This is a genomic window from Falsiroseomonas sp. RANM36, assembly GCF_056682175.1.
The window spans coordinates 1,532,998-1,544,760 of sequence record NZ_JBWXTD010000003.1; the positions used below are offsets into that span (position 1 = coordinate 1,532,998).

At 71.4% G+C, this 11,763-nt stretch carries 11 protein-coding genes and 1 pseudogene; 4 read left to right on the forward strand and 8 right to left on the reverse strand.

Annotation, left to right across the window (positions count from 1 at the left end; translation table 11 throughout):
- The 5 genes and pseudogenes from AC1MIR_RS12255 to dctP all read right to left on the reverse strand — a co-directional run.
- Positions 1–461: pseudogene (locus AC1MIR_RS12255) on the reverse strand (hypothetical protein); the annotation flags it as partial.
- Positions 462–515: 54 nt separating this feature from the next.
- Positions 516–965, reverse strand: coding sequence for a type II 3-dehydroquinate dehydratase (locus AC1MIR_RS12260; RefSeq protein WP_480028433.1), 450 nt, complete (start codon positions 963–965; stop codon positions 516–518).
- A 43-nt stretch (positions 966–1,008) separates the two neighbouring features.
- Positions 1,009–2,310 (reverse strand): TRAP transporter large permease, encoded by a 1,302-nt coding sequence (locus AC1MIR_RS12265; protein WP_480028434.1) that lies wholly within the window; start codon positions 2,308–2,310, stop codon positions 1,009–1,011.
- Complete coding sequence (locus tag AC1MIR_RS12270; protein ID WP_480028435.1) at positions 2,307–2,807, reverse strand: TRAP transporter small permease; 501 nt, start codon at positions 2,805–2,807, stop codon at positions 2,307–2,309. The genes AC1MIR_RS12265 and AC1MIR_RS12270 overlap by 4 nt, the downstream gene beginning before the upstream one ends.
- Before the next feature lie 60 nt (positions 2,808–2,867).
- On the reverse strand, positions 2,868–3,857 hold the full coding sequence (gene dctP / locus AC1MIR_RS12275) for a TRAP transporter substrate-binding protein DctP (protein ID WP_480028436.1): 990 nt from the start codon (positions 3,855–3,857) through the stop codon (positions 2,868–2,870).
- Positions 3,858–4,036: 179 nt separating this feature from the next.
- Between dctP and AC1MIR_RS12280 the strand changes: the two genes are divergently transcribed.
- Entirely contained in the window at positions 4,037–4,804 is a 768-nt protein-coding gene (locus tag AC1MIR_RS12280; protein ID WP_480028437.1) for a GntR family transcriptional regulator, read from the forward strand.
- A complete protein-coding gene (locus AC1MIR_RS12285) occupies positions 4,801–5,481 on the forward strand; it encodes a GntR family transcriptional regulator (RefSeq protein WP_480028438.1) in 681 nt (226 codons plus the stop codon). The genes AC1MIR_RS12280 and AC1MIR_RS12285 overlap by 4 nt, the downstream gene beginning before the upstream one ends.
- 122 nt (positions 5,482–5,603) lie before the next feature.
- Here AC1MIR_RS12285 and AC1MIR_RS12290 read toward each other — a convergent pair whose 3' ends face one another.
- The 3 genes from AC1MIR_RS12290 to AC1MIR_RS12300 form a co-directional block, all read right to left on the reverse strand.
- Positions 5,604–6,692 (reverse strand): nucleotidyltransferase family protein, encoded by a 1,089-nt coding sequence (locus AC1MIR_RS12290; protein ID WP_480028439.1) that lies wholly within the window; start codon positions 6,690–6,692, stop codon positions 5,604–5,606.
- Complete coding sequence (locus tag AC1MIR_RS12295) at positions 6,626–7,765, reverse strand: PqqD family protein (protein ID WP_480028750.1); 1,140 nt, start codon at positions 7,763–7,765, stop codon at positions 6,626–6,628. The genes AC1MIR_RS12290 and AC1MIR_RS12295 overlap by 67 nt, the downstream gene beginning before the upstream one ends.
- Before the next feature lie 156 nt (positions 7,766–7,921).
- Complete coding sequence (locus tag AC1MIR_RS12300) at positions 7,922–8,362, reverse strand: hypothetical protein (protein WP_480028440.1); 441 nt, start codon at positions 8,360–8,362, stop codon at positions 7,922–7,924.
- A gap of 944 nt (positions 8,363–9,306) precedes the next feature.
- Here AC1MIR_RS12300 and AC1MIR_RS12305 point away from each other — a divergent pair.
- Together AC1MIR_RS12305 and AC1MIR_RS12310 are read left to right on the forward strand one after the other, a co-directional pair.
- The gene (locus tag AC1MIR_RS12305; protein WP_480028441.1) at positions 9,307–10,851 is read left to right on the forward strand and encodes an ABC transporter substrate-binding protein; all 1,545 of its coding nucleotides are present in this window, start codon (positions 9,307–9,309) and stop codon (positions 10,849–10,851) included.
- Positions 10,852–10,856: 5 nt separating this feature from the next.
- Positions 10,857–11,763: ABC transporter ATP-binding protein (locus AC1MIR_RS12310; RefSeq protein ID WP_480028442.1), on the forward strand; the 907-nt coding region annotated here is incomplete at its 3' end.

Sequence of the window (11,763 nt, forward strand, 5' to 3'; positions counted from 1 at the left end):
CCGCTGCGGCTGCCCGGCCCCCGCCCCCCGGGGCCGGGGCCCCGGGGGCCCCCGAGCTGCACGACCCGCTCGCGGCGCACATCCGCGAAGCCGCGGCGGAAGCTCGCCGCGAAGCCGGAGCAGTCCGTGTTGTGGCCGATCCGGCGCCCCTCGCGCAGCACGACGGTGTTCACCGCGCCGAGCCGGCGCGCATCCTCCGACAGCTCGTCCAGCAGCGGGACCACGGCCTGCTTGCAGGGATAGGTGATGTTGAGGCCGGCGAAGCCCATGCGCTGCGCGGCGGTCAGCAGCTCCTCCAGCCGATCCGGGCCGAGGCCGAGGCGATCCAGGTCGATCAGCCGATAGGTGATCGGCAGGCCCTGCGCCGCGCCTTCCCGCTCGTGCAGCGCCGGCGAGAGCGAGGCCTGGATGCCGCTGCCGATCAGGCCGAGAAGCAGCGTGCCGCGACGTTCAGCCTGCATGCGGATGGCTCCGCCCTGCGTTCCGCGCCGGATGGTCGCGCCGCGCCACGCCGCTCAGCCCGCCGCCATGTCGTCGAGCATCTCGCGCAGCGCGCGGATCGCGGTCGGGTAGCCGCGCGCCCCGAGCCCGGCGATCACCGCGGTCGCGACGGGAGAGACGAGCGAGCGGTGGTAGATCGGCTCGCGCCGATGGACGTTGGAGATATGCAGCTCGATCACCGGGCCCTTGAACATCTTGAGCGCGTCCATCAGCGGGATGGAGCTGAAGGTCAGGCCCGCCGGGTTGATCACGATCCCTGACGCGGCGTCGTCGGTCGCCTCGTGGATCCACTCCACCAGCTGGCCCTCGTAGTTGGTCTGGCGGAACACGACGGCGTCGCCGCCGGCGGCGGCGCGGCACATCGCCTCGATCTCGGCCAGCGTCGTCCGGCCGTAGATCTCGGGCTCCCGCTTGCCGAGCCGGTTCAGGTTCGGGCCGTTCAGCACATGGATCGCTCGCGTCAAGGCGGCACCTCGTCGGGATGCGGTTCGTGGACGGAGACGGCCATCAGCCCTGGTAGCCGAGCTGCCGCGGCAGCCAGAGCACCAGCTCCGGCACGAAGGTGATCAGCATCAGCGCCGCCAGCAGCGCGGCGATGAAGGGGAGCGTGTCGCGCACCACCGCGCCGAGCGAGCTGCCGGACAGCTTCGCCACGATGAACAGCAGCAGCCCGTAGGGCGGCGTGATCAGGCCGATCATCAGGTTCACCACCACCACGACGCCGAAATGCACCATGTCCACGCCGAGCGCCTGGGCCGCCGGAATCAGCACCGGGACCACCACCAGCAGGATGGTGCTGCCTTCCAGCAGGCATCCGAGCACGAGCAGGATCAGGTTCACCGCGATGAGGAACTGCCAGTCCGACAGCTCCCAGCCGGCGAGCAGCGTGCGCATCGCGCCGGGGATGTTCTCGCTGGCGATCACGTAGTTGAAGGCGAGCGCGCCGGCGATCAGCATGCCGATCGCGGCGGTGGACCGGGCGCTGCCCAGCACCGTCCGATACACCTCGCGCGCCGAGATGCTGCGATAGAGCAGCGTGGAGACGAGGAAGGCATAGGCGGCGGCGACCGCGGCCGCCTCGGTCGGCGTCATCACGCCGCCATAGATGCCGCCCAGCAGGATCGCCGGCATCAGCAGCGCCGGCAGCGCTTCCCAGGTCAGGCGCGGCAGCTCGCGCAGCGGCACGCGCTCCGCCACGGGGAAGCCGTGCCGGTGCGCCATCCAGCTGTTGATGCCCATCATCGCGAGGCCCATCAGCAGCCCCGGCACCACGCCGCCGAGGAACAGGTAGCCGATCGAGGAATCCGAGATCAGCGCATAGAGCACCATCGGGATGGAGGGCGGGATGATGGGCCCGATCACCGCCGTCGCCGCGGTGATCGCGCCCGCATAGCTCGCCGGATAGGCGCCGCCGCGCTTCATCATGTCGATCAGGATCTTCCCGCTGCCCGCGGCATCCGCGATGGCGGAGCCGGACATGCCGGCGAAGATCACGCTCTGCACCACGTTCACATGGCCGAGCCCGCCGCGGAACCGGCCGACCAGCATGTTGCAGAAGCGCAGCAGACGGTCGGTCATGCTGCCCGCGTTCATCAGCCCGGCCGAGAAGATGAAGAGCGGAACGGCGAGCAGGATGTAGCTGCCGTTCAGCCCGTTGAGCAGCTGCTCCGCCGCGATGGACATGTCCTGGCCCGACGCCGCGAGATAGATGATCGAGCCGGTGATCATGGACAGGCCGATCGGCAGGCCGAGCAGCGACAGGCCGATGATCGCGCCGAGCGCGAGCGAGAACGGGCTGTCGAGGCTCACGCGCCCTCACCCGTCGCGCGCGCCCGGCCGGTGACGGCGCGCCAGACGATCCAGGCATGGCGGATGATCATGGCGACCGCGAAGACAAGATAGACCGAGTAGAGGAGGTCCATCCGGATGCCGAGATAGGTGGAGCGCTCCACCTTCATGAAGGTGACGTAGTCGTAGACCGCGGGCAGCGACCAGGCGAACACCGCGACCACCGCCGTCCCGGTGATGGCGTCGAAGATCCGCCGCAGACCCGGCGGCGCCGCGCCATGGAGGAGGTCGAAGCGGATCTCCTCCTCCTCCGTCAGCACCAGCGCCGCGCCCCAGAGGATGCCCCATACCCAGGCGAGCGTCGAAACCTCCGTCGTCCAGCCCACCGGGGCGTTCAGCACGTAGCGCATGAAGATCTGCACGACGAAGGCGATGAACATCGCCGCCAGCAGGGCGGCGAGCAGGTTTTCCGCCCGCCGCCGGCCCCAGGCGAGGGCGCGCCGTGGAAGCGAGGTCATCGGCGCGCCTCGGGGCACGGTGCGTCCCGGCACGCCGCGCGTGTCCCGTATCGGCGCGCGTCAGCGAACGGCGTTGATGCGGTCCAGGATGCCGCTCGGCCAGCTCTGCGAGAGCGAGGAGGCCAGGTAGCGGCGCTGCGCCTCCGCCCGGAAGGCGTCCACATTGGGGGCGTAGACCTCGAGCCCCTGGCCGCGGAAGAAGGTCACCATCTCCTGCTCCTGCTCGAGATGGCGCCGCGTGCTGAGATCGATCGCCTTGTCCGCGGCCGCCTGGATCTTCTGCTGCTGCGCGGCGGGCAGCCCATCCCAGAAGCGGGCGGAGACGGACAGCAGGTCGTAGGCCACGAGGTGATTGGTCAGCACGAACTGCGTGGTGACCTCGTGGAAGCGCATGGTGCGGCTGGTCGGCAGCGGGTTGTCCTGGCCGTCCACGGCGCCGGTCTGCAGCGCGGTGTAGAGCTCGGCGAAGGCGACCGGCGTCGGGTTGGCGCCGAGCGCCTCGCCCAGGAACTGCCAGGCCTCGCCCGGCGGCATGCGCAGCTTGAGGCCGGCCATGTCCGCCGGCGTGGCGATGCGCCGGCGCGGCTTCAGGTTCACCTGTCGCGTGCCGAAGTAGAGCGGGCCCAGGATCTGCACGTTCAGCTGGTCGCGCACCATCTTCTTGAATTCGGCGCCGACATCGCCGGCGAAGACCTTGCGCATGTGGTCGGCGTCGCGGAACAGGTAGGCGGAGGTCATCACGGACCAGGCCGGGATCTGCCGCGAGAAGTCCTGCGGCGCGATGTTGGCCATCTCCAGGTTGCCGCGCTGGAGCGCGACCAGCTCCGTGCCCTGGCGGAACAGCGAGGCGTTGAGGTGAAGCTCGACATCGAGCTCGCCCTGCAGGTCGGTCGCGAAGCCGCGCATGGCTTCGGCGCGGATGTCCTGGTCCGAGAAGACCGCGGCGAAGCGCAGGCGCCGGCGCGCCTGGGCGCCGGCTGGCAGCGCGGCCCCTGCCGCCAGCGCCGCGGCGCCCGCGATGGCAGCACGACGTCCGATGAGCGCTCGCATGCGCGTCCTCCCTTTGCGAGACATGCTTGGTCGCGCCGGCCAAGGGGCCGCGCGGCTGGGCGGACGCTAGTGGCAGCGGATCGGTTGATCAATAGTCATTCCAGGGATTATCCGCTATTTTGCCGAACATAGGATGAAGCGCGCTCCGCCTCCGCGGCGGAGCGAGGAGGGCAGATCGCTTGACCCCAAGGCAGGACGGCAGGGGCGCGGAGATGGCTGGCGGCAGCGGCGAGGCGGCCTATCGCCGGATCCGCGCCGATGTCGTGCTCGGGCGCCTGGCGCCCGGCAGCAAGCTTGGGCTGGATGGGCTGCGCCGGATCTACGGCGTCGGGACCGGCACGCTGCGCGAGGTGCTGAACCGGCTGGCCTCGGAAGGGCTGGTGGTCGCCGAGGGCCAGCGCGGCTTCGCCGTGGCGCCGGTGTCCGCGCAGGAATTCCGCGAGGTGGCGGCGCTGCGCCTGCTGCTGGAGCGCCACGCCATCGCGCTTTCCTTCGCCGCCGGCGACCTCGACTGGGAAGGCGAGGTCGTGGGCGCGCACCACAAGCTCGCCGTGCTCGAGCGCCGCCTTCTTGCCGGCGAGGCGACCGACCATGAACTGTGGAAGCGCCATGACCGCGAATTCCACCGGCTGCTGATCGCCGCCTGCGGCTCGGCCGCGCTGCTCGAGACCTATGGCGCGGCCTATGACCTCTACCTGCGCTACCAGATGGTCGCGGTGGTGTTCCGCGGCACGGTCGCGGCCGAGCAGCACGCGGCGCTGCTCGACTGCGCGCTGGCGCGCGACGCGGCTCGCGCCTGCCGGGTGCTGGAGGACCATGTCCAGGGCTGCGTGGACCATGTTATCCGCACCGGTGCGCTCGCGCCCTTCTCGGCCAACCGACGACGCTCGCCGCCGGCCGCGCCCGACGCCGGCGCCACCCGCGCGCGCCGGGCCGGCGGCCGATGAGCACCGCGCCGATCCGCAGCGGGGCGCCGGAGCAGGCCGGCGAGCGGGCCTATCGGCTGATCCGCGCCGACATCCTCTCCGGCGTGCTGGCGCCGGGCCAGAAGCTCAAGCTGGATCGGCTGCGCGACCGCTACGGCGCCGGCATCAGCACGCTGCGGGAGACGCTGAGCCGGCTGACCGCCGAGCGCCTGATCCTCGCCGAAGGGCAGCGCGGCTTCGAGGTGACGCCCTTCTCCGCCACGGACCTGCGCGAACTCGCCGGCCTGCGCCTGCTGCTCGAGGGCCATGCGCTGGAGCATGCCTTCCGTGCCGGCGACGTCGAGTGGGAGGCGCGCATCGTCGCCGCGCACCACAAGCTCTCGCAGATGGAGGAGCGGCTGCGCGCCGGCGACCAGGGCGCCATGGAGCCCTGGCGGCGCTTCGACTCGCAGTTCCACCAGACGCTGATCTCCGCCTGCGGCTCCCGCACGCTGATGGCGACCCATGCCGCCGTCTTCGACCGCTACCTGCGGTACCAGAACCTGGCGCTCGGCTTCCGCGGCGACATCGCCATGCGCGAGCACCAGGCGCTGCGCGACTGCGCGTTGCGGCGGGATGCGGCGGCGGCGCGGCAGGTTCTCGCCGAGCACATCCTCGGCGGCGTGGATCATGCGCTGGCCGGGGGCGCCATGGGGTGAGCGCCCTTGCGGCCCGTCCGGATGGCCGAGGGTGGGCCGCGGGCACGTCCGAGATCCCGCAGGCGATGCGATCGACGGCCGCGGCCTCGCGCGGCGCCGGCAGCCGGAACGGCCGCCCGGCATCAGAGCTTCACGCCGCTGCCGCCGAGCACGGTTCGCAGCGCACGGCGTGCAACGGCCGGCGTGCCGAGCTCGGCCAGACTGCCGAGCGCGGCGACGCGCTTCATGCCCCAGGCGAGGTTTCCGGCCAGGCGCAGCGGTGCGCCGGCCACGGGATGCCTGGCCGTGAAAATCCGCCGCCAGTGCTGCAGGCGGACGATCATCCGCCCCCGCACCTCCGGCGGGATGTCGGTGCCGAACAGGACATGCAGCGTCCACAACTGCGTATCGAGAGCATTGCGGCAAGCCTGATCCGGCATGCTGTCCTGCAGGCCCGTCCAGTCCAGGTCGCCCTCCTGCCGGGCAAGCTCGGCCAGGTCGTGCAGGTGACGGAGGTCGATGCGACCCCGCCAGTAGTCGCCCTCCTTGATCAGGTCGTGCAGGATCCAGTGCTGCGCCCGCTGCGTGGATGATGGGATCCACGCATGCGTCGCCGCCCGCCGGACCAGCTTCCGGGTGCCAAGCCCGGGCGGCAGCCGGGCGCCGATGGGCGGCGCGCGATACGGGCGCAGTTCGAGCGTTCCGACATCCTGCGGGCGCTGCATCCCACGGCCGACCGCGACATCGCGATACCCGAGGCCCAGCAGGCATTCCCTCGCCGCCGCCTGGTCCCGCGCCGCGACGGCGACGTCGAGATCCCTCGTCATCCGTGCGCCGAGGCGGTCGTCCTGATCGCAGAACAGCCGCACCGCCCCCTTCAGCAGCACCGGCCTGACGTCAGCACCGTTGAGCGCCCCGACGGCTTCGATGAGCTGCGCGCGCAGGCGCCGGTTCCTCTCCTCGTTGCGTGCGTGGAGGAACCCGAGATACGCCCGCCCCTCCTCCGTCAGGACATCGAGCCTGGCGGCGCTCACGAGCGCCGCGAAGACGGCGGGGGAGAGCAGGGTCCGGTTCGCGAGGCGGAAGACGCCCGACCAGTCGGCCGCGGGCGGCGGCTCGCCGCGGAGACAGGCGACCAGGCCATCGAAGGCGCTGGCAGCGCGGGTCACCGGCAGTTGCGTTGCAGCAACGCAACCGCATCCCCCAGGGCAGAGTAGACGAGGCGAAAGCACCCCGCCTTGTCGAGGCACCGCGCGACCGCCGTGAAGCCAGCCGCGTGAAGGCGGCGATCGCAGGTGAAGGCGTCCTGCAGCATGCAGCGCAGGGCGTCCGCCGCATCGAGCGGCATCAGCGCAGCGGCCGCGCCGGGACGCCGGTGGAGGACCACGAGCCAGCCGACCGGATGGGCGGCGGACGCTGCCAGCCCCTGCGGCCGTGGGTAGCGCACAAGCATCCCGTCCGGGCGGCGAAAGACCGGGCTGTCCAGGAGATCGGGGCGGCAGGCGCCCAGGAGGCTCCAAGCGCCGGCCTTCACGGCCGGGGCGAAGGGAACGCCCATGACCTGGCCGGCCTGATCCAGCAGCGCCAGGTCGTCGCCGGCAAAGCCGAAGCCCGCCTGCACCAGCGCGAGCGCGAGGGTCGTCTTGCCAGCGCCCGGCTGCCCGACGAGCAGCAGCATCCGGCCATTCCGAAGAAGTGCCGCGGCATGGAGCGCAAGCGCATAGCCAGCCCTCTCCAGGACCTCGTCCAGGATCTGCGCCTTGAGGATCGTGGCGACTTCATCGCGGGCGCAGCGGCATGCCGGACCGCCATCCCGGAACACCTCGACCTGCTCGCCTCGCTCGACGACGTCGAGCATGACATCGTGCCTCTGCCCCTCGGTCTCGAGATGCGCGAAGACCGGGGCGACGCTGTCGGCCAGGCTGGCGGCATGCCGGATCCGGGCGATGACACCCGCCACCCTGATGTCCTGAATCGGCGCCACGGCGCCGGCCCCGCCGCCCGATGATCCGGGCAACGGCGTCACCAGGCGGAGGCGGCTCCATTCCGTGATGGCGGCATGAAGGTAGGCTTCCGCCGTCGGGGGTGGCACGCCCCGCTGCACGAGTTCCGCCTGAATGGCTGCCGGTTCCCGACCATCCTCGATGGCGCGCCACAGATGGGCTGCGGTGTCGTTGATCTCGAAGACGGACTGGCCGGCTGCGCTGAACAGGAGGTTGCGGCCGGCGACGACCTCGAAGCGCACCCCACCGACCACGGCCAACCGCGGCGCCGCGACGTTCTCTCCCGCCTGCTCGTCCGGCATGTCCACGGCAGCGCGCCCCATCCGCGGATCGGCGCCGACCATTTCACCCGGCGCGCTCGAACGCGATCGCATCGGAGGTGGCGATCTCACCCGCCCATGGGGATTCCCCCGAGCAGACCACGACGTGCGGGCCGGCGAACGCCGCCGGCATGGGCGTCAGCCCCGATTGCCGGCCCCGCGGCTAGCGTTGCCATTGCCGTTTCCGTTGCTGCTGGCCCCGCGATTGCCGTTCCCGTTGCCGTTGCTGCTGGCCCCGCGGTTGCCATTCCCGTTGCCGTTGCTGCTGGCCCCGCGGTTGCCATTCCCGTTGCCGTTGCCGTTCCCGTTGGCCCCGCGGTTGCCGTTCCCGTTCGCGTTGCCGCTGTGGTCACTGTTGCCGTTGCCGTTGCCGCCGCGGCCGAATCCACCCCCGCTGCCAATGCTTCCACCGCCGGCGCTGCGGCCACCCCCGCTGCTGGAGGCGATCGCGTCCGAGGTCAGCGAGGTCGAGAGCAGCATGGTGATGGCGGGCGGGGTGACCGCCGCGAACCTGCCGCACTGCCCGAGAAAGCGGCGACGCTCTGTCTCCACGCTTTCCCTGGTTTCGTCTCGTTCCATGTCGCGTACTCCTCGGCCCTATCGGATACAGTGTAGGACATTCCGGCCCCACCTCGTGTAGCTCTCGAAAGGACAGGGGTGACGGTTCGGGCCTACCCATTCGGTATGATCGCGCGGCCGGGCACGCACCGGTCCGGCCGGCGCAGCGGCCAAGCCGCCGCCGAAACTGATGACGGCGTCACACTGCGCGGCATGCGCCGGCCCGGTCTCGGTGGCCTCGTGGCAGTCGAAGCGGATCGCGGGGAAACCGTCAGGCAGAGAACGCAGGAAGCCGTTCCCCGGTATAGGCCACGACGACGCGCAGGCGCGCGTTCGCGGTTGCCGCGCGGCACGTCGCTCGCCGACTGCCGCCGCCAGGCGGTCCTGGTGCAGTTCGTGATGGTCGCTGCTGCCGCATCCCGTCATTTCTTGTGGCAACACGTGTTGTGGCAGCACGGGGCGCGTGGCGGTCACGCGCGCGAGCGTGGCCGGAGCGTGGCGGCCGCGGCGTCGGCATCGGGCGCAAGCGCGACGTGCCATCGCGGTCGAGGTCGCGGTTGCCGGCCGCCCGGCGGCTGCGCTAGGCTTCCCGGGAGAAAACGATTCAATGTGGAGGAACGGTGAGGAGGGTGTTGGCGGCGACAGGCCAGGGAGAGCCGCTGCCCGCGGCTCTCGATCCGCGGCGTTCGATGGCCTGTCCTGGATCGTGATATCGCCGATGCGAGCCAGTGCGCGCAGTGCGATGCCGGCACGCATCGCAGGCGGCAGCCGCATCCTTTTCCCGCCCGATCGCCGCCTCGCCCTGCGCGACGCGACCACGCGGCCTTCCGGGAACGCTGCGACGGGACGGTTGGCCTGGTGATCCGGGACATGGTCGGCCGCTGAGCGCCCTTCCTGCCGCGTCTCCGGATGATTTGGTTCAGAGCGGGGTCGGCAAGGCTCCGACGGAAGCAGGAGGAGACATCATGACCCTCGTCTCTGGGGCGCCCCGCCTCGGCCGTCGGGCCACGCTGGCGAGCCTTTTCGCCGGCAGCCTGGTATCGGGCGCCGCGGCGCAGGAAGCGCGCCGTGGCGGCACGCTGCGGGCGGTGATCGATGCCAACCCGTCCAGCCTCGATCCGCATGTCGGCGGGCAGGGCGGCGACCATGCGGTACTCTCCACGCTCTATGACCGCCTGGTGGACTACGACCCGGCGACGCTGGCGCCCCGCCCGTCTCTGGCGACGGCGTGGCGCTTCGAATCGCCGACGCAGCTCGTGCTGGAACTGCGCCAGGGCGTGACCTTCCACGATGGCGAGGCCTTCGACGCGGCGGCGGTCAAGGCGAACTTCGCCCACATGATGACAAACCCGCGCTCCACCGTGCGGGCCGACATCGCCTCGGTCGCGGAAGTGGAGGTGGCCGCGCCGCATGTCGTCGTGCTGAAGCTGCGCCAGCCCGACACCACCCTGCCGATGATCTTCACGGACCGGGCCGGCATGATGTCCTCGCCGAAGGCGCTGGCGGAGCGCGGGGAGAACTACGGCCGGAACCCCGTCGGCACCGGCGCCATGCAGTTCGTGCGCTGGACCGACGCCGCGGAGATCGTGGTGCAGCGCAACAAGCGCTACTGGAAGCCGGGCGAGCCGCTGCTGGACGGCATCGTCATGCCGATCATCACGGACACCACCACCGGGCTGCGCTCCGTGCGCGCCGGGCAGAACCAGATCAGCCTGAACGTGGATGCGCAGCAGATCCCGGGCCTGCGGCGTGCCAGCGACGTGACGGCGAGCGTGCAGGACACCTTCCGCCTGCAGCAGTGCTACATCAACTTCTCCAAGCCGCCGCTGAACGACATCCGGCTGCGCCAGGCGCTGAACTTCGCCATCGACCGCGCGGCCTATGCGCGCGTCGTGCTGGGCGGCGTGGGCGCGCCGGCGGACCTGCATGTGCCGAAAGGCCTCTGGGCCTACGATGCGGAGGCAGCCTCGAAATACCCCTACGATCCCGACCGTGCGAAGCGCCTGATCGCGGAGGCCGGCTTCGGTCCGGGCCAGCTCACCATCAATGCCAGCTACGCCTCCAACCAGCTCAACGCGCAGCGGATCGAGATCCTGAGCGCTTTCCTCGACCGCGTCGGCGTGAAGCTCACCAGCACCACCGGCACCCTCACCGCCACGCTGCAGACCTGGCGCGAAGGCGTCGGCGACATCCGCCTGGCGAACTGGACCGGTCGCCCCGATCCGGCGCTGACCTACCAGCTCCTGCTGCACCCCAGCTCCGCCTTCAACATCGGGCGCGCCGTGCCCTCGCCCGAGCTGATCGAGGCCATCGCCGCCAGCCGCACGGTGGAATTGCTCGACCAGCGCCGCGCGGCGATGGCGCGCGTGCTGCGGCTGGAGCGCGAGTTCGCGCTGACCCTGCCGCTGGCCTTCGAGCCGGAGATCACGGCGCTGTCGCGCCGCGTGCGCAACTACGTGCCGAACCTCGCGGGCCGGCCACGCTTCGAACAGGTGTGGCTGGCCTCCTGACGGGCGTGGGTGAACCGCTGCTGCAGGTGGACCGGCTTGGCCTGGCGCTGCGCGCCGGGCGCGACTGGCTGCCGGTGGTGGAGGATGTCTCCTTCGCGATCGCGCCCGGCGAGGCGGTGGGCCTGGTCGGCGAGAGCGGTGCCGGCAAGACCCTGACCGGGCTCTCGCTGCTCGGCCTGCTGCCGCCGGAACTGTTCCGCGCCAGCGGTCGCGTGCGGCTGGACGGAGAGGACATCCTGAACCTGCCGGAGGTTGCGCTGCGACGTCTGCGCGGCCGTCGCATCAGCATGATCTTCCAGGAGCCGATGACGGCGCTGGACCCGGTCTTCACCGTGGGCGAGCAGATCGCCGAGACGCTGCGCGCACACACCGGCCTGTCGCCCGCCGCAGCCAGGACGAGGGCGGTGGAGGCGCTTGCCGAGGTCGGCATCCCCCTGCCCGCGCGCCGTGCCGAGGATTATCCGCACCAGCTTTCCGGCGGGATGCGCCAGCGCGTGATGATCGCCATCGCGCTGGCCTGCGAGCCTCGGCTGCTCGTGGCCGACGAGCCGACCACGGCGCTGGACGTCACCATCCAGGCGCAGATCATCGACCTGCTGATGCGCCAGGTCGCGGCACGCGGCACCGCGCTGCTGCTCGTCTCGCACAATATCGGCGTGGTGCGCGAGTGCTGTTCCCGCATCGTGGCGATGTATGCCGGGCAGGTGGTGGAGGATGCGCCGGTGGACGCGCTGCTGGAACGGCCGCTGCATCCCTATGCGTCGGGCCTGTTGCGATCGCATCCGCGCTTCGCGCCGCACCGCGCCCGGCTGCCCTCCATCGGCGGGCGGGCGCCCGCGCCCCGCGCCCAGCCCCCCGGCGGCCCCCTCGCCCCCCGCGGCCCCCCCCCGGCCGCCCGCCGCCCCCCCCCGC